At 69.7% G+C, this 18052-nt stretch carries 13 protein-coding genes; 4 read left to right on the top strand and 9 right to left on the bottom strand.

What is annotated here, in order from left to right; genetic code table 11:
• Position 1: 1 nt before the first annotated feature.
• The gene (locus ACRAKH_RS09790) at positions 2-949 is read right to left on the bottom strand and encodes a carbohydrate ABC transporter permease (protein WP_380721199.1); all 948 of its coding nucleotides are present in this window, start codon (positions 947-949) and stop codon (positions 2-4) included.
• Between the two features lie 110 nt (positions 950-1059).
• Positions 1060-2346, bottom strand: coding sequence for an ABC transporter substrate-binding protein (locus ACRAKH_RS09785; RefSeq protein ID WP_380721196.1), 1287 nt, complete (start codon positions 2344-2346; stop codon positions 1060-1062).
• Between the two features lie 165 nt (positions 2347-2511).
• Here ACRAKH_RS09785 and ACRAKH_RS09780 point away from each other — a divergent pair, with 165 nt between their 5' ends.
• A complete protein-coding gene (locus ACRAKH_RS09780) occupies positions 2512-3546 on the top strand; it encodes a LacI family DNA-binding transcriptional regulator (RefSeq protein ID WP_380721193.1) in 1035 nt (344 codons plus the stop codon).
• Positions 3547-3631: 85 nt separating this feature from the next.
• On the opposite strand, the gene ACRAKH_RS09775 is transcribed toward ACRAKH_RS09780, so the two are convergent.
• Positions 3632-5209 carry a sigma-70 family RNA polymerase sigma factor gene (locus tag ACRAKH_RS09775; RefSeq protein WP_380721190.1) on the bottom strand — a complete coding sequence of 526 codons (1578 nt, stop codon included), beginning with the start codon at positions 5207-5209 and terminating at the stop codon, positions 3632-3634.
• 903 nt (positions 5210-6112) lie between these two features.
• Here ACRAKH_RS09775 and ACRAKH_RS09770 point away from each other — a divergent pair.
• From ACRAKH_RS09770 to ACRAKH_RS09760, 3 genes are read left to right on the top strand one after another with little or no spacing between them, the layout of a single operon-like run.
• Entirely contained in the window at positions 6113-7861 is a 1749-nt protein-coding gene (locus ACRAKH_RS09770) for a DUF1800 domain-containing protein (protein WP_380721187.1), read from the top strand.
• Between the two features lie 11 nt (positions 7862-7872).
• Positions 7873-9231 carry a DUF1501 domain-containing protein gene (locus ACRAKH_RS09765; RefSeq protein WP_380721185.1) on the top strand — a complete coding sequence of 453 codons (1359 nt, stop codon included), beginning with the start codon at positions 7873-7875 and terminating at the stop codon, positions 9229-9231.
• 48 nt (positions 9232-9279) lie between these two features.
• Positions 9280-9477: a hypothetical protein gene (locus ACRAKH_RS09760; RefSeq protein ID WP_380721182.1), complete on the top strand. Its 198-nt coding sequence runs from the start codon at positions 9280-9282 to the stop codon at positions 9475-9477.
• Between the two features lie 114 nt (positions 9478-9591).
• On the opposite strand, the gene ACRAKH_RS09755 is transcribed toward ACRAKH_RS09760, so the two are convergent.
• From ACRAKH_RS09755 to ACRAKH_RS09730, 6 genes are all read right to left on the bottom strand, one after another.
• The gene (locus ACRAKH_RS09755; protein WP_380721179.1) at positions 9592-10938 is read right to left on the bottom strand and encodes an ABC transporter substrate-binding protein; all 1347 of its coding nucleotides are present in this window, start codon (positions 10936-10938) and stop codon (positions 9592-9594) included.
• A gap of 58 nt (positions 10939-10996) precedes the next feature.
• Positions 10997-11806 (bottom strand): carbohydrate ABC transporter permease, encoded by an 810-nt coding sequence (locus ACRAKH_RS09750; RefSeq protein WP_380721244.1) that lies wholly within the window; start codon positions 11804-11806, stop codon positions 10997-10999.
• 62 nt (positions 11807-11868) lie between these two features.
• Positions 11869-12711 (bottom strand): carbohydrate ABC transporter permease, encoded by an 843-nt coding sequence (locus tag ACRAKH_RS09745; RefSeq protein WP_380721176.1) that lies wholly within the window; start codon positions 12709-12711, stop codon positions 11869-11871.
• Between the two features lie 290 nt (positions 12712-13001).
• A complete protein-coding gene (locus ACRAKH_RS09740) occupies positions 13002-14342 on the bottom strand; it encodes an ABC transporter substrate-binding protein (RefSeq protein WP_380721173.1) in 1341 nt (446 codons plus the stop codon).
• A 94-nt stretch (positions 14343-14436) separates the two neighbouring features.
• Complete coding sequence (locus tag ACRAKH_RS09735; RefSeq protein ID WP_380721170.1) at positions 14437-15852, bottom strand: RICIN domain-containing protein; 1416 nt, start codon at positions 15850-15852, stop codon at positions 14437-14439.
• Between the two features lie 146 nt (positions 15853-15998).
• Positions 15999-17792 carry an RICIN domain-containing protein gene (locus tag ACRAKH_RS09730; protein WP_380721167.1) on the bottom strand — a complete coding sequence of 598 codons (1794 nt, stop codon included), beginning with the start codon at positions 17790-17792 and terminating at the stop codon, positions 15999-16001.
• Positions 17793-18052: the final 260 nt, after the last annotated feature.

The following is an 18052-nucleotide window of genomic DNA, read 5'->3' as shown; positions in this document are numbered from 1 at the left end:
GTCAGATCACCCCGCGCCTGCGGCCCAGCCGCAGGAAGTAGAGGCTGAACAGGAACGTCACCAGGGCCAGCGTCACGGCGATCGCGCCCGCGTAGCCGGACTGCCCCTCGGCGAACGCCTTCTGGTAGGCGTAGACGTTCGGCGTGTAGTAGCTGGTGATCGTCGCCGACAGCGGCTTGAGGATGGCGGGCTCGTTGAAGAACTGGAACGCGCCGATCAGGGAGAACAGCAGGCTCAACCCGATGGCGGGCAGCACCATCGGCAGCTTCACCCGCACCGCGATGGCCAGTTCGCCGCACCCGTCCAGCTTGGCGGCCTCGTGCACGCTGGTCGGGATGGCCTGCAACGCGGCCAGCACGATGATCATGTTGTAACCGATCCACTCCCAGGCGGCGATGTTGGTCATCGACAGCAGCACCGCCGTGCCGTTGAGGAAGTCGGGGCCGGCCCAGTCGAACGCGTCGAAGGTGCGCACGATCGGGCTGAACTGCGGCTGGTAGAAGAAGCCCCACAGCAGTGTCGCGATCACCGCCGGGACCGCGTACGGCAGGAACACCAGCAGCCGGAACAGCTTGCGGGCCCGCACGAGCGCCGAGTCCAGCAGCAGTGCCACCACGGTGGCGGTGACCATGATCAGCGGAATGGTCAGCACCGCGTACGCCACGACGCGCAGCAAACCCTCGTGGAACTTCGGGTCGGCGAACACGTCGAGGTAGTTGGTCACCCCGACGAACACCTCGGTCGTCTTGCCGAGCAGCCCGCTGCGGCGCGGTTGGAACAGGCTCTGCCAGACCGCCACTCCGATCGGGACGAGGAAGAACGCGGTGAAGCACAGCGCGAAGGGCAGCAGGAACAACAGCGGCGCGACGCTGCGGCGGCGTCGGCGCCTCGGTGCGGTGGTCGGCGGCCTGGTGGGCCGGTCCGCCCGCGGCGGGGCGAGCGTGGTCACGGAGTTGCCTCTTTCGGGGTAGGCCTCGTTCGGGGTGGGCCTCTCGGGGTGGGGTCCGCCCGGTGCCGCGCGGGAGGCGGCGGCACCGGGCGGAAGCGGTGCGCCTGGAGTCAGCCGCGGACGGTGAAGCCCTGCTTGCCCATGTCCTCGACAGTGCGCCGCTGGAGGGCGGCCAACGCCTCCGGCACGGTCTGCTCGCCGTTGGCGACCTTGCCGAACTCATCGGTGAAGGCGGGGAACGTGCTCGTCATCGTCGGACCCCAGGCGAAGTTCGGGTCGATCTGCTTCGCGGCCTCGCTGAACACCTCGTAGATCTTCTGACCGCCGTAGAACTCCTGCGGCTTGGCGAACGACGGGTCCAGCAGGCCCGACTTGGCCGCCGGGAAGATCGACGACTTGGAGATCAGCGAGTTCAGCGACTGCTGGTCGGTGTTGAGCCACTCCACGAACTTCGCGGCCCGGTCGACGTGCTTACTGCTGCTGGTCACCGAGATCGCCGAACCACCCCAGTTGCCGACCTGCGGCTTGGCGGGGTCCCACTGCGGCATCGGCGCGACGGCCCACTTGCCGGCGCTCGCGGCCATGCTGCCCTTCAGGTACGAGCCCGCCCACACGGGCGCCACCCAGGAGGCGACGGTGCCGCTGGTCAGGTCGGACACCCAGCCGGTGCTGAAGTCCGGCTCGGCCTTGACCAGGTCACGGCTGATCAGGTCCTGCCACAGGTCGGCGACGCGCTGCGACTGCGGCGGGTTCATCGACACCGTCCACTGGTCGCCCTCGGTGCCGAACCAGCGCGCGCCCGCCTGCCAGGCCAGGCCGGCCCACTGGCCCGCCTCGTTGGTGGCGAAGGTGGCCAGGTACTTCGACGGATCGGCGGAGTGCAGCTTCTCGGCCTGCTCGGCGTACTCGTCCCAGGTCTTCGGCACGGTGAGGCGGTGCTCGGAGAAGACATCGGTGCGGTAGAACAACGCCATCGGCGCGATGTCCTGGGGGACGCCGTAGACCTTGCCCTGCTGGTTGACCTGGTTCCAGACCCAGTCGGGGAACCGCTCCCCGAGGTCGCGCCCCACCTTGCCGGTGAGGTCCGCCAGGCAGTCGCAGGCGATCATGGACGGCACGAACTGGTACTCGACCAGGGCGATGTCCGGGGCGTTCCCGGCCTTCACCGCGGCCTGGAGCTTGGCGTAGTAGTCCTGGGCGGGAACCTTCTCCGCCTTGACCTTCGTGTCGGGGTTCTTGCTGTTCCAGATCTCGACCTCGGCGCTGTTGTCCAGGAAGGTCCAGAACGTCAGCTCCACCGGGCCGCTGCTCTCCTCGGCGGCGGTGCCGCAGGCGGTGGTGAAGGCGAGCAGTGCCGTCGCGGCGGCGACGGCGAGGCGGTGTCTGCGTTGACCCATGATCGGTTCCTCCGGCGTTGCTAGGTGCGGCGTCACGCTAGGAACGCGGTTTCGCAAAGAACAAGGTTTCGCCTCCGAAACATCACTACTTTTCGAAACCTCTTCGAAAACTCGCAGGTCAGAAGTACGAAACCCACCGCTTGACCGGAACGTTAGATTGGCGGGGTGACGAGGGAAACGGGCGCGAAGCCCACGTTGGCGCACATCGCGGAGCTGGCCGGGGTGTCGGTGCCGACGGTCTCGAAGGTCCTCAACGGGCACCGCGACGTGTCCGCGAGCACCCGTGAGCACGTCGAGCGGATCGTGCTGGAAGAGGGCTACCAGCGACCGCCGAAGGCCACGCCCAAGCCCCGCCGCACCCGCGCCGCGCTGCTCGACCTGGTGATCAACGAGCTGGACAGCTCATGGGCCACGGAGATCCTCAGCGGCACGGAGGAGGTCGCCCGCGAGCACGGGATGCACCTGGTGCTCACCGCCGTGCACACCGCGCCGACGCCGGACAAGGGTTGGCTGGAGTCGCTGACCACCCGCGGGACGCGCGGCGTGATCCTGGTGCTGTCGGACCTCAACGCCCGGCAGCGCACGGAGCTGAACCGGCTCAACGTCCCGTTCGTCATCGTCGACGCCGTGGGTCGCCAGGACCCGACGGCGCACTCGGTCGGCGCGACCAACTGGCATGGCGGCTACGCGGCTGTCCAGCACCTGGTCTCGCTGGGCCACCAGCGCATCGGGGTGATCGGCGGCCCGAAGCAGATGATGTGCACCAAGGCCCGCGTCGCCGGGTACCGCGACGCCCTGGACGTCGCCGGACTCCCCTACGACCCGCGCCTGGTGCGCTACGGCGACTTCCGCCACGAGCAGGGTTACCTGCACACCAAGGCGTTGCTGGAGCTGCCCACCCCGCCGACCGGCATCTTCGCGGGCAGCGACCTGCAGGCCCTCGGCGCGTACCAGGCGCTGCACGAGCGCAGGCTCCGCGTACCCGACGACGTCAGCGTGGTCGGGTTCGACGACCTGCCCTTCGCACCGTGGACCGCGCCCCCGCTGACCACCGTGCGCCAGCCGCTGCGCGACATGGGCGCCCTCGCGACCCGCATGCTGATCTCGCTGATCAAGGGCGAGAAGCTGGCCGCGCACCGCGCCGAGCTGGCCACCAACCTCGTCGTGCGCGGCAGCACCGCCCCGGCACGGAGGAGCTGATCGGCCTGCTCGGCCCGGCCGGGCGAACGTCATCCGGACGTGTGGTGTGCAGCCCCGGAGCCGGCCTCCTCATCGGCACGTCAGGTCACCCGAGGGGATCGACGACGAAGAACGAGGATTCTCCGGTTGCTTCGCCGTGATCGATCCACACCTCAGCGTCGGGCCTGCCGCGCAGGAGGTGGCCGGGGAAGTTGATCGGTTCGAGCGCCACCGCCTGCTCCCCGTGCCCGGGATGGGCGCAGAAGGTCGAGTCCTCCGCGAATTGGGTGGTGCCGTCGTCAGGCCCGATCTCCACGCGCATCACGTAGTGCCGGAGGTAGTCGCCGTCCGGGGCGCGGAACGAGTAGCACGCGGGGTCCGCCAGCCCGCTGACGACGGTGAAGGTGGCCTCCTGCCTGGCCGTGGCGTCGCTGTCGGCCGAGATCTCCCCCATCGCGGCGTACTTGTTCCACGGATTCCGGTGCAGGTACCGCTCGCCGCTCGCCGCACGCAGCGAGAAGCGGCCGAGCGCCAGGGCTTTGCCGGATGTCCGGACCTGCGCGGGCTGGGCGTCGGTCGGTCGGCCCTGCGACGACACCGGGCTCGTCGTCGGCGGGAGGTCGGCCGGCGTCACGGTCGTCCGTCCGACTGTGGTGGACTCCGGCGCTGCCCGAGTCCCGGCGTCCGACCCCGGCGGTGTGTGGACGGTCGACAGCGCGACCTGGCGCTCCTCCGACTCCGTCGGCTGCGTGTAGTGGTGCACCACGATGGCAGCGACCGTCGTCACCGCCGCCGCTGCCGCCGCCGCCAGCGCTTTCAGGGACACCCCGCCTGCTGTAGCGGCGGCGGAGGTCGTGGCCGCCGCCGCTCCGGTGGCCGCGGTCGAGGCCAGTTGGTGCAGGACGAGTCCGGCCAGGCCGATCGGCAACGGGACGAGCGCGAGGTTGCCCACCAGGCCTTCCAGCGGCATCAAGTCGGACGTGCACTGCCCGCACGACCGGACGTGGCGTCCCAGCCGCTTGCGCCACCGGGCCGACGGCGTGCCGTCCCAGCTCCGGGCCTCTTCCGCCAACTCCCTGCAACGGGGTACGGCGGCCAGTGCCCTGGCCACGGCCCGCGCGGTGTCCAGGCGCTGCTTCACCCGCTGGATGCGGACCGCGACGTGCTGGGCGGGTTCGTCACAGGCCGCCACCACGTCCGCGCGGGTCAGCTCGCCCGCGACCTCCAGCCACCACAGCGCGAGCACCTCGCGTTCTTCGTCGTCCAGCCAGCGGGTGGCCCGGACCGCCTCCTCCCGCTGCCCCGACAGCTCCAGGCGCAGGATCGTGAGGTCGGCGAAGTCCAGGCGCCGGTCGGCCAGGTTGTCGACGTCCTCGGGCAGGCCCACCTTCTCCCGTCGCTGGTCGTGGTGCCACCACGAGCGCACCTGGCGGATGGCGATCGCGACCAACCAGGAACGCAGGCGCTCCGGGTCGCGGAGTCGGGGAAGGCCGTCCAGGGCGCGCAGCACCGTCTCCTGCACGACGTCGTCCACGTCACCCCGCCCGTTCATCGCCCGGCCGACGACGTTGTAGAGCAGGGGTAGACAACCGGTGACGAACCGCTCGACCGCCCGCGGGTCACCGGCCTGTGCCGACCGGATCACCTCCGATCCCGGCAGGTCCACGACCGCCCTCACACGCACTGGTCGCCTCCGTCATCGTCACCGCGGGTGTGCCCGCATCACGGCGAAGGCTACCGCCACCGCAGAGCCAAGCGCTCAGGTGTCCGGAAATCTCCCGCTCTCCCAACGCTTGCGGTTCCGACCCCACTCCCAAGTGGAGGGTCAGCGCGTCCGACCGGTGCCGGTGCCACTCACCGGACAGCGGGCAGCCCATAACACTTCGCCACTGCGGTCCACGTCACACCGAGCGGAGCCGGCGTTCTGTTATCCGAGTGCCCACGGGGTGGTCTCCACCGATGAGGTCTCGCGCACCGCGCTTCCCGCCGCTGTGGGTGCGCATGGCCCGCCCCACCGTCGATGGACCGCTGGAGAACGCCGCTGATGACGTACCAAAACCCGCCCGAACCGTGGGAAGCCGACCCGTCCGCGACGGATGGCCACCACGCCGGCGCACCGGCCCCGGGCCAACACCCCGCGGCGGGACGTCCCACTGGGCCACGGCCGCCCGTGCGGCAGGCGCCGCAGTCCGACCCGCGTGCTCGGCGGCCGGATCCGCGTTTCCCGGTGGTCGACCCACGCGGCCCTCGATCTCATCCTCATCAGCGGCCGACGGATCCACACCCACCGCGACAGGACCAGCCGCGGGCCGACGCACACGGCGGCCGACCCGATCCGCGCGTCCGGCAGCCCGACGCGCGCCCGCGACCCGACGCGCGACCACAGCGACCCGACGCGCGGCCACAGCGACCCGACGCGCGGCCACAGCGACCCGACGCGCGGCCATCGCGATCCGATCCGGATGGCAGGCGGTCCGAGGCCCGCACGCCGGACGCCGACGCACCCCTGCGGACTGGTGCGCCCGCACCCGAGCGCCGCGTCCAGAGCGCGAAATCCGCCCGGCCTGAGAAGTCGAACCGCCGCTGGATGATGGCGGGCATCGGCGGACTGCTCGCCGCGGGCGGCCTGTCCTGGTTCGGCAAGGGCCTGCTCGAGGACGAACCGGCCACCACCGAGAACACCGCGCAGCCGGTCTCCGACGCGGTCGAGCGACGGAGCGCCCCCAGCGCCGCTCAGCCGACCGCACCCGGTGCCGCACCGCTCCCCTCGCGTCCGGTGGACGACGCGCCGAAGGTCGCCGGGAGTTTCGCCGACCGCGACACCAGCTACAGCCGGGCGGTCGCTCCGGAGGAGGCGTACACGGGACCGGCGGGCCTCGCGGCGTCCCCGAAGGTGGCCGCCGAAGAGGTCGCGCAGGCCGAGAACGTCGTGAAGACCCCGTTGACCGGGGAGTCGAAGCTACATCTGCTGCGACGACTGACGTTCGGGCCCACCCCGGCTGACGTGGCGGAGGTGGAGAAGCTCGGCATCGACGACTGGATCGAGCGGCAGCTCCGCCCCGAGGAGCTGGACGACCCGATCGCCGACCGGGTGCTGGAAAAATTCCCGCTGGTGTCGATGACCACGGCGGAGCTGCTCGCCACCATCGAGCGGTTCTCGTGGAGCGCGATGGTGGAGGTGCGCGACGCGACGCTGGCCCGCCAGTTGTGGAGCAAGCGGCAGCTCCTCGAGGTGATGGTCGAGTTCTGGCACAACCACCTGCACGTCCCGATCCCCGGCGACTCCTGGGACACCGCGGTGTTCCACGACCGGGAAGTCATCCGCAAGCACGCCCTCGGCAAGTTCGCCGACCTGCTGCGCGCCAGTGCCCGCAGCCCTTCGATGTTGTGGTACCTGAGCAACGCCCTGTCCAACCGCGAGTCGGTCAACGAGAACTACGGCCGCGAGGTGCTCGAACTGCACACGGTCGGCATCGACGGCGGGTACAACGAGGAGGACGTGCGCAACAGCGCCTACATCCTCAGCGGCCGGACCGCCACCTGGGAAGGCGAGTTCCACTACGACCCGGCCAAGCACTGGGTCGGCGAGGTGCACGCGCTCGGCTTCTCCGACGCCAACGCCTCACCCGACGAGGGCCTGGCGGTCGGCGACCGGTACCTCGACCACCTGGCACGCCTGCCGGCCACCGCCCGGCGCATCGCGGGCAAGCTCGCCGTGCGGTTCGTGTCGGACAACCCGCCGCAGTCCCTGGTGGACCGGCTCGCCCAGGCGTACCTGGACAACGACACCGCCATCGTCCCGGTGCTGCGCGTGCTGTTCCGGTCCCTGGAGTTCTGGGCGGCCCCCGGGCAGAAGCTCCGTCGACCGGGGGAGAACTACACGGCGACGGCCCGCGTCCTCGACGTGCTGCCCGGTGATGCCACGGGCAAGGGCCTGGAGTCGTTCTCCGTCTGGGACATGGGACCGCTGGGGCAGGCGCCGCTCGGCTGGACTTCCCCGGACGGCTACCCGGACGTGGCCGGCGCGTGGCGGTCGACGCACATCACGCTCGGCCAGTGGAACGCGCACCGCGTCCTGGTGCACGGCCATCGTCCGGGACTCACCTTCCGCAAACCGGAATCCCTGGTCGAGGACCCGCCCGCGACGACCGGCGAATACCTCGACGCGCTCGCCCGTCGACTGCTGTTCCAGCCACTCCGCGCGAGCGAGCGGCAGGCGTTGCTGGACTACCTCGAAGCGAAGGACGACGCCCCGGTGGGTGAGCCACCGCTCGGCGGCCACATCGCCGAGGTGGCCGCCCTGATGCTCGACTCGATCAACCACTCGCTGCGGTAGGAGAACGACCCGTGGAACAGAACCCTCCCCAGACGCCCGCGGTGCCCGAGCGCACGATCGACGAGATGCGCCGGCACGGGCCGACGGTGCTGGACGGCGCGGTCCGCCTCCACTCCGAAGCCGTCGGCGCCGAGCTCGACGGTCAGCGCGACCTGTGGCGGCGCGGCTTCACCCGCCGGCGGCTGCTGGCGGGCGCCGGCGCCGTCGCGGTGGCCGGGCTCGGTAGCCAGCTCGTGACGTCCAAGGTGTCCTTCGCCGCCCAGAACACCACTGACAAGACGCTGATCATGGTGTTCCTGCGCGGCGGTGTGGACGGGCTGTCCGTCGTCGTGCCGCGCGGCGACCGCAACTACCTGGACGCCCGCCGTGACGTCGCGGTCGGACCGGGTGCCCTCCTCGCCGGAGACGACCGCTTCGGCCTGCACCCGGCTCTCGCCCCGCTCGTCCCGCTGTGGAACGCCGGCACGATGGCCGCCGTCCACGCGGTGTCCGGCGACAACATCAGCCGGAGCCACTTCCAGGCGACGGACTGCATCGAACGCGGCGCCGCCAGCCCGTCGGTGAGGACCGGCTGGTTGGAACGGGTCCTCGGCGAACTCGGTCCGGGCACCACCTTCCGCGCTGTCGCCGAGGGTGGAACCGTGCCGCGGTCCATGATCGGGAGCGAGGCCAAGGTCGTCATGCACAGCCTGAAGGACCTCCACCTCGCGACCTGGGAAGGCGTCCGGGAACGGTCGTTGACCGCGTTGAAGGGCCTGTACACCGGTCTGGACCACCCCGAGGCGGTGCAGACGACCGAAACCCTCGCCATGCTCGCCGCCGCACGTGAGCTCGACGGCGCGGCGGAAGCCTCGGCCGCCACGTGGCCCGAGGGTGAGTTCGCCGCGCAGATGAGGAACCTCGCCACGCTCATCAAGGCCAAGGCAGGCCTGCGGGTGGCCTCGGTCGACGTCGGCGGGTGGGACATGCACACCAACATCGGCACCCCCGACAAGGGCGACATGCACAGCCACCTCACGTACCTGTCCACCGCCCTCGCCGCGTTCGCCGCCGAGCTGGGCCCAGCCTTCGCCGACGTCAACGTCGTGCTGATGAGCGAGTTCGGCCGTCGCGTCGAGGTCAACGGCAGTTCCGGCTTCGACCACGGCCGCGGTGGTCTGATGATGCTGCTGGGCGGTGGCCTGCGCGGCGGACGCGTGCACGGGGCCTGGCCGGGCCTGGCCGCCGACGCGCTGGACGAGGGCGACCTGGCCGGTGCCAACGACTACCGCGACGTCCTCGGCGAGTTGCTGACCAAGCGGCTCGGACTCGGCTCGACCAACACCATCTTCCCCGACCACGCCCAGCAGAACCTGGGCGTCTTCACCTGAGCCACCAGTGGTGCGATCCGGAGGAACACGGCCGGCAGGGCCGCAGTCGTGCTGTCGACCCTGCCCGCCCTGTGCCTGTTCCTGGTGAGAGGCAGCGACGTCGTCGATTTCGCTCGGCACTTCGGTGAAAGCCGGTCGGCCGGAGCGAGCGCCTCGTCTGGATGCGAGAAGCCGGCCGCGCACCGCGCCGAGCTGGCCACCAACCTCGTCGTGCGCGGCAGCACCGCCCCGGCACCGAGGAGTTGATCGGCCTGGAGCAGGCCGGTACCCCTCGCACAGCTGTGCGAGGGGTACCGGAGACTTCCTCGTGACGACGGCGGCGGGGCATCCGGCGATGAGAGCGCCGGGTCGGCCGCCCGCTCATCCGGCGTTGACGGTGAACCCCTGCTGGTTGCCGTAGTCGACGAGCGCCTTCTGCCAGTCGGCCAGACCGGGGTCGATCGCGGTGCCGCCTGCGTAGGACTTGCCGACGGTGTCGCCGAAGATCGTGTTCGCGTAGATCTGGTAGGGCAGGTAGGACCAGCCGGTCGAGACCTGTTCGGCGGCCGCGGTGAGGATCTGGTTGGCCTTCTGCCCGCCGAAGTAGGGCGTCTCCTCGTCCTTGAAAGCCGGGGACTCGAGGTCGGCCTTGGTGGCGGGGAAGCCGCCGCTGTCCACGAACGGCTTGACGCCGTTGCCGTTGTTGAGCCAGCGCACGAAGGCCGCCGCGAGCGCGGGCTTGGAGCTCTGCTTGAGGACCGACTGCGTGCTGCCGCCGTTCTCCCCGGTGACCGGTGCTCCGCCGTCGTAGGTGGGCACCGGGGCGACGGCCCACTTGCCCGCGCCGTCCTTGACCGACGACTCCAGCACGCCCGGCATCCACGCGCCGCTCACCAGGCTGGCGATCGTGCCGTCACCCAGCGCCTTGTACCAGGCGTCGGACCAGCTGGGGATGGGCGCCAGCAGCTTCTGCTCCACGAGCTGGTTCCAGACCGAGGTCCACTTCTTGGTGCCCTCGTCCTGGAGGTTGATGGTCACCGACTTGCCGTCGGTCTTGAAGGGCCGACCGCCTGCCTGCCAGATCATGCTGTTGGCGAAGCCCGCTTCACCGGTGTCGTTGGTGATGTACTTGGTCGGGTCGGCGGCGTGCAGCTTCTTGCCCGCCTCGACGTACTCCGCCCAGGTCGTGGGCGCCGCGATGCCGTGCTGGTCGAACAGCTGCTTGTTGTAGAACAGGGCCATCGGGCCGGAGTCCTGGGGCAGGCCGAACAGCCCGCCGCCGACCTTCACCGAGTTCCACGTGGACGGGGTGTAGTCGTCCTCGAAGGCGTTGAAGCCGTACTGGCCGAGGTCGACCAGCGAACCGGTGAGCGCGAACTGCGGCAGTGCCTGGTACTCGACCTGGGCGACGTCGGGTGCGCCGGAGCCGGCCTTGATGGCGTTCTGGAGCTTGGTGTAGTGGTCGTTGCCGGTGCCGGCGTTGACGTAGTTGACCTTGACGTTGGGGAACTCCTTCTGGAACGCCTCGACCTGCGCCTTGGCGGACGGGGTCCAGCTCCAGTAGGTGATCTCGCCGCCTTCGCGCAGGGCCGCGTCGACCGCTTCCTGCGTACCGGTGGCGCCGCCCTGCGCAGTGCCGTTGCCACCGGAGGAGCACCCTGCGAGTGCTGTGGCCAACGCGAACGTCAGAGCGGCGGCCGCCTTCCAGCGGCGCTTGGTGAGTGACATGGGAAAGGACCTTTCGCGGCGGTGATGAGGGGTGTTGGTCGTGGAGGACGAACCGGTGTCACTGCTTGACGCTGCCCGCGGTCAGGCCTGACTGCCAGAAGCGCTGGAGCAGCAGGAACGCGATGACGAGCGGGACGATGGTGATGACCGAGCCGGTGATGACCAGGTGGTAGATCGGCTGTGCGCCGACCCCGGCGGCTTGGGCGCTCCACTGGTTCAGGCCCACGGTCAGCGGGTACCAGTCGGGTTCGCTGAGCATGATCAGCGGCAGGAAGTAGTTGTTCCAGGTCGACACCACGGCGAACAGCGCGACGGTGACCACGCCGGGCAGCAGCAGGCGCAGGGTGACGGTGAGGAAGATGCGGACCTCGCCCGCGCCGTCGATGCGGGCGGCCTCCAGCAGCTCGTCGGGGACGGCCTCGACGGTGTAGGTCCACACCAGGTACAGGCCGAACGGGCTGACCAGCGACGGGATGATGATCGCCCACGGGGTGTTGGTCAGCCCGAGGTTGCTGAACATCAGGAACGTCGGCACCGCCAGCGCCGTGCCGGGGATCGCGATCGCGCCCAGCAGCACGGCGAACACGGCGCGGCGGCCGCGGAAGCGGTACTTGGCCAGGCCGTAGCCCGCGGCGGTGGCCAGCACCGTCGCGCCGCCCGCGCCCACCACGACGTACAGCAGGGTGTTGCCCAGCCACCGCAGGAAGATCCCGCCGTCGTGGGTGAACGTCCCGGTGATGTTGTCCAGCAGCGCGAAGCTGCCGCCCGGCTCGAAACCGGACGTGGTCAGCAGGTCTTGCTGGGTCTTGGTGGCGCTGATCAGCAGCCACGCCAGCGGCACCAGCGTGTACAGCAGGTACACCGCCATCGCCGCGGTCAGCACCCTGGACTTGCGTGGCCGGAGCGGGGAGTGGGTCGTCACCACGGTGCTCACACACCCTTCCGGGAGCCGCGCAGCTGCACGACGTAGGCGATGATCGCGGTGATGACGCCCATGACGATCGCGACGGTGGCCGAGTAGTTGTACTGCTGGCCGCTGAAGGAGAGGTTGTAGGCGTACATGTTGGGCGTGTAGTAGGTGCTGATCGCGTTGGGGGCCAACGACCGCAGGATGTTGGGCTCGTTGAACAGCTGGAAGCTGCCGATGATCGAGAAGATCGTGGCGATCATCAACGCACCGCGGATGGCGGGCAGCTTGATGCTGCGGACGATCCGGAACGTCCCCGCGCCGTCGATCGCCGCGGCCTCGTACAAGTCGTGCGGCACGACCTTGAGCGCCGAGTACAGGATCAGCATGTTGTAGCCGACGAACTCCCAGGTCACGATGTTGCCGATCGAGGCGAGGACCCAGTCGCCCGACAACGGCTCGACGGCCTTGCGCCCGAGCAGCTCATTGAGGTCCGCGGCCAGGCCGAAGTTGTCGCCGTAGATGAACCCCCACATCAGCGCCGCCACCACACCCGGCACCGCGTACGGCAGGAAGATCACGATCCGGAACAGCCCCGCCGCGTGCAGCCGCGCGCTGTCGATCGCCAACGCGGCCACCAGCGCCAACCCCAGCATCACCGGCACCTGCACCAGCAGGAACACCAGCACCCGCAGGAACGACTCCCAGAACTTCGCGTCGCCCAGCACGGCCGCGTAGTTGTCCAGTCCCACGAACTCCGTGCCGCCGAAGAACACCTGCTCGCGGAACAGGCTCAACCACATCGCATAGGCGATCGGCGCCAGGAACACCAAGGCGAACACCAGCAGGAACGGCGCGACGAACACCCAACCTCGGCGATCCACGCGCAGGCGACGAGAGGGCCCGCGGGTCGGGCGCGCCGAACGTGCCGGCGGAACCTGGACCGGCGGCGAGATGGACGTCATCGTCACTCCTGTCGACCAGCACTGCGGCAGGTCATGTTCACGTTAACATTCCTCGTTGACGCTAACCCCGGGACCACGACGTGTCCAGTGTGGAGCGTCGATTCAGTCGGGTGGCATTCCGGATTCCGCCGTCCACTCGCGATAGAGATGCCAGTCGGAGTGACGGTGGAGAACCACTTCTTGACACACCGTCAGCGGCCCGACACGGTGAAGCCGTGTTCATGGCCGTACCGGGTGATGGATTCCTGCCACTGGCCCAAGCCCGTCCTCAGGTCCGACTCACCGGTGATCGCCTTCCCGACGGTGTTGTCGAAGACCGTGTTGGCGTACTCCTGGTAGGGCAGGTACTGCCAGCCGGTGCCCACTCGCCGCGACGCCTCGGCGAACACCTGGTTCGCGGGTTGGCCGCCGAAGAAGGGGACGGGCTGCTCGCGGAACGCGGGATCGTCCAGCAGGGCCTTGGTCGCCGGGAACAGGCGCACGTCGGCGTTCAGCGACGCCGCACCCTCGGGGTCGGAGTTGAGCCACTGGGCGAAGGCGACCGCGGCGGCCTTCTTCTCGCTCTCGGCCGTGACCGCGACCGAGGAGCCACCGTGCTCCCCGGCCGTCGGTTCGGCCGCGTTCCACTGCGGCATCGGGGCGACCGCCCACTGCCCACTCGTCCGCGGGATCGACTTCTCCAGGTTCGCCAGCCCCCACGCGCCTGCGAACCACGTGGCGTACCTGCCCTCCGCCATGGAGGTCCACCACTCGTCCGTCCACTCGGTGACGGGCTCGACCGTGCCGTCGTCCAGCATCGCTCCCCACACCTCGGCGAACGCGTCGACGCCGGCATCCGCGGTGAGGTTGACCCCGATCGACCTGTTCGGCCGGTTGGCGAACGGCCTTCCGCCCGCCTGCCAGATCAGACCGCCCACTGTGCCGAAGTCCACCGGGTCCAAGGAGGTGACGTAGGTGCCTGGTCGGTCGCGCTTGAGGCGCTGGGCGGTCCTGCGGTACTCGTCCCACGTCCCGGGTGGCTCCAGGCCCAGCCGGTCGAAGACGTCCTTCCGGTAGAACATCACCATCGGCCCTGTGTCCTGGGGGATGCCGTAGACCTTGTCGTCCACCACGACTTGTGACCACGCCGACGCGGTGAACCGCTCTTCGAGGTCCGCCACCCCGTACGGGGTGAGGTCGGCGATCTGGCCGGAGGTCGCGAACTGCGGCAGGGCGAAGTACTCGATCTGGGCCAGGTCGGGTGCACCGACCTTGGTGTTGAGCGTGTTCTGGAGCCTGAGGTAGTGGTCCGGCCCCTGACCGGCGTTGACCACGTCGATCTTGATCTTGGGGTGCGCGGTCTCGAACTTGTCGACCGCCTTCTCGATGTTGGGCACCCAAGTCCAGAAGGTCAGCGTGGTCGGCTGGTCCAGCGCTGCCCGCACCGCTGCCGCACCGGTCGGCTGCTCGTCGGCGGACCCGCAGCCGGCCAGCGCCGCGGCTGCGACCACCAGCACCGCGAGGGTGCGGCGCGGTCGTCTCTCGGAGGGCATGGGGCGGGCCTTTCACGGATTGGTCGTGGGGAGGGGGATGAGGGCGTCGCCGGTCGCCCGCCGCTGCTGTCGCGGCGGGCGACCGGCCGTGGTCCTACACCAGCAACCACTGCTGGTTGGCGCCACCGTTGCAGGCGTACTGGGTCAGTGCGGTCCCGGCGGTCGTGGAGAACGCGCTGAGCTCGAGGCACTGCCGGCTGTTGACGTTGGCCAGGGTGAAGTAGCCGCCGATCGTCGGCGTCCTCGTCCACAGCTGCGCCGTGCTGCTGTTGCACGTCTGCTGCACGGCGGCCGCCCCGCTGGCGGTGGAGCCGCCGGCGATCGCCAGGCACTTGCCGCTGCCGGCGCTCACGAGCCTGTAGTTGTCACCCACCCGCGTCACCGTCCAGAACTGGTTGGCTGCGCTGTGGCAGCCGTACTGGTTGACCGCCGCGCCGTCGGCGGTGCTGCTGCCCCACACGTCGGCGCACATGTTGCTGTTCTGGTTGACCAGGTGGTTGCTGCGGGAATCGAGCGGCGCCGACAGGACCGGCCACCCGTTGACCATCGAGATGTGGCGGATGTCCAGCTCGGGGCGGCCGTTCACGTTGCCGTTGTAGTAGTGGTAGGCGAGGTACTTCTCGGCTCCGTCGTCGTAGACGTCCGCGCCGCCCGCGCCGACCTTCGGCCACGCGCCGCGCATGACCACCGTGCCGCCTTCAGGGGCGGTCATCGGCACGCCGCTCCGGTCGAGGTACGGCCCGGTGATGCTCGTGGACCGGCCGACGACGGTGTAGTAGGTGCTGTTGGTCCCGATGCAACAGCTGCCCTCCGAGCCGAACAGGTAGTAGTACCCGTCGCGGTACATAAAGGTCTGGCCCTCGATGCCGTTGGCCACCCGCCACGTCCTGGTGTCGCTCGTGGACAACTTGCCCGTGGCCGGGTCGAGCACCCGCATGTACGTGCCGTACCAGGAACCCCAGGCCACGTAGAGGCGACCGTCCTGACCCCACTCCACCGCCGGGTCGATCGGGTAGTCCCTGTCGGTGATCATGCCCTGGTCCGTCCACGGGCCTTCGATGCTGTTCGAGGTGAGCAGGCCCATGACCGCGTAGTAACCCTTGCCGGGAATCGAGGCGGCGTAATACAGGTAGTACCGGTTGTTGAAGAACGTGATGTCGGGCGCCCAGATGTGCGTGGGGTTCTCGCCGAGCCGGTCGATGATCCAGCGCGGCGTGGACCCCCACACGTTGGCGATCCGGGTCCAGCCGGTGGCCGCGTTCCCGGCGCACGTCCGGCGCACGGAGATCGTGGGCGCGTCGGTGGCGAAGGAGTAGTAGCAGTTGCCGACCTTCATGACGCTCGGGTCGTGTGCCACGACGTCGCCGCTGAGCGCGGTGGCCGGGGTGGTGCCGGCGAGGTGGAGCAGCGCCGTCGCCACCAGCGTCAGCACGCAGGTGATGGCGAGGCCACGACCCCGGGTCCGGTGCCGGGCAGCGTGGAAAGTGTCGTCGTTGACTCTTTCGAACATCGATTCCTCATTCCCGAGGAGAACGCCCGGCAGGATCGACCGGGATGTCCGGGGAGGCGTGTGCGTCCGCGCCGCCACGGGAAGGCCGCCGGTCGAACCCGGTGACCTCCCCCTGGCGCTTCGGCGGTGTGCGCGTCAGCCGTCGACTAGCTCGACACCTGGACGAGCGACCACTGCTGTTCGAGGCCGTTCACGTCCGGCCACTGGATGACCTGCGCGCCGTCGGCGGTGGATCCACCACCGACGCTCAGGAGCTTGCCGCTGTGGCGGGCGCGGATCTTGTAGTAGGCGCCCACCGGTTCGAGCCGGAACGACTGGTCGAACGCGGTGTTCTGCACCCACTGCGCCGCGTGCGCCGCGTCGGCCGTGCTCCCGCCGTAGATGGACACCGCCCGGCCGCTGTTGCGGTTGAGCAACGTCCGGTAGCCGTCACCGGTGTCCGTGACGTGCCAGTGCTGGTTGAAGCCGCCGTTGTCGGGCCACTGCACGAGGTTCGCGCCGTCGGCCAGGTCGGCGCCGAACGCGTCGAGCACCTTGCCGCTCTGCCGGTTGACCAGCTTGTAGTACGCCCCGGCGGATCGCCCGAAGTCGATGTCGGCGTGGCTGATGGTGCCCGCTCCGGAGAGGATCAGCACCCGGCCGGTGCGCGGCACGTACGTGAGGTTGCGGAAGTAGCCCGCCTGGATGGTGGTGCGCTGCCGCGTCCAGGGGCCGGTGCTGCTGCCGCTGGGGTTGACCCAGACGTCGCCGCTGCCGGATGCGTTGAACATCAGCCGGCCGTCGGGCAGGCGGATGACGACCGGGCTTCCACCGGTGGTGAGCGTGGGGGAACCGGCGGTGACCGGGAGCGCGCTGATGTTGGTTCCCGCCGCACCGCCCACCGAGCGGAAGTCCAGCGGGTTCGACGAGATCTTGTAGCGCACGTTGTCGCCGCCGCCGAAGTACTCGTACGTCATCATCCACCGGCCGTCGGAGGTCGGCACCACGTTCGGCATGCCCGGACGTCCGCCGCCGATCTGGCTGACACCGGCAACGGTCTCGGTGAGGCCCGCGACGTCCACCACGGGTGCGCTCCACCCGCTGGAGGTGTAGCCGTTCCAGGTCCGGTGGGCGATGACCTGTCCGTGGGAGTCGGGTGCGGTGGCGTTGTCGGGGCGCATGGTCAGGACACCGGTCGAGGGGTTGTAGCCGGTGAAGTCGTTCTCGTCCGAGTAGTAGGCGACGAGCTGGTTGTTGTACACCATCAGGTACGGCTCCCAGACGGGATCGACCTGGCGGTAGGTGTTGGCGCGGGCGATGCGCTGGCCGATGGCGCCGGCGCTGCCGCCCTGCCACCCGGCCGTGGTGATGATGTTGAGGAAGTTCCAGGACGCGCCCTGGTCGGTGCTGGAGTACAGGGCGGTCGCCATGTCGCGGCGGTCACCGTCGTTGGTCGGCACCCAGTTCGGGTCGGCGGCCTTCTGCTCGGTGAAGTAGTGGTCCTCCCCCGTCACGGTCGTCGCCAGCAGCAACGTGCCCGCGCTCAGGTTTCCGACGTTCTGGGGAAGGGTGTAGAAGAACGGGCTGCCCCAGTTGCTCGTGTACTTCGCGTACGCGGGGTTGCTCGACATGTACGCCGGCGCCCGCACCTCGGCCAGTGGCTGCCACGTGGTGCCGTCGTCGTCGCTCTTGTACACGGGGATGACCTGACCGACCGCCGTGCCGGTCGGGCCGACGAGGGCCCGTTCGAAGCCGGCGACCAGGCGGCCGCTCGGGAGCGCCGCCGACTTGGAGTAGATCGCGCAGTTGCCGAGGCCCTTGGTGCACTGCGCGTTGGCGGGCAGTTGGTAGAGCGTTCGCGGGGTCGGGCTGACTGCCCCGGCGGGAACGGTGGGGATGGCCAACAACGCCACTCCCATCACCGCGGTCACGGCCCTCGCGAGCCACTTCTTCGTGTTCACGGGCTGTCCAATCGGGATTGTTCGGTTCTCGTGGTGGTGGTCCGGAGCTGGAGGCGGAAAGCCGGGCCACCGGAGCGATCGTCGCCATGCTCACGTAAACATGACTGCGCGGGCATCACTGACGGCGAGACTTGCCCGCGCTTCGCCGCGCCGGAGCCGGCGCGGCTGCCTCGAGGAACGGTGTGCCGTCGGTTGACAGCCCCGAAGCGGGGACCGGTGAGTGCGGTGCCTGCCGCAGGATTCTCATCACGTGACCTCTC

It is taken from the genome of Saccharothrix hoggarensis, from assembly GCF_052936025.1.
The sequence above is the reverse complement of the archived record's forward strand: the minus strand, read 5'-3'. Positions and strand labels throughout refer to the sequence as shown.

Bases quoted from the DNA above. Each gene is read 5' to 3' on its own strand.
- ACRAKH_RS09785 (WP_380721196.1), bottom strand. From the start codon at position 2,346: ATGGGTCAACGCAGACACCGCCTCGCCGTCGCCGCCGCGACGGCACTG.
- ACRAKH_RS09770 (WP_380721187.1), top strand. From the start codon at position 6,113: ATGATGGCGGGCATCGGCGGACTGCTCGCCGCGGGCGGCCTGTCCTGG.
- ACRAKH_RS09755 (WP_380721179.1), bottom strand. From the start codon at position 10,938: ATGTCACTCACCAAGCGCCGCTGGAAGGCGGCCGCCGCTCTGACGTTC.
- ACRAKH_RS09750 (WP_380721244.1), bottom strand. From the start codon at position 11,806: ATGGCGGTGTACCTGCTGTACACGCTGGTGCCGCTGGCGTGGCTGCTG.
- ACRAKH_RS09740 (WP_380721173.1), bottom strand. From the start codon at position 14,342: ATGCCCTCCGAGAGACGACCGCGCCGCACCCTCGCGGTGCTGGTGGTC.
- ACRAKH_RS09735 (WP_380721170.1), bottom strand. From the start codon at position 15,852: ATGTTCGAAAGAGTCAACGACGACACTTTCCACGCTGCCCGGCACCGG.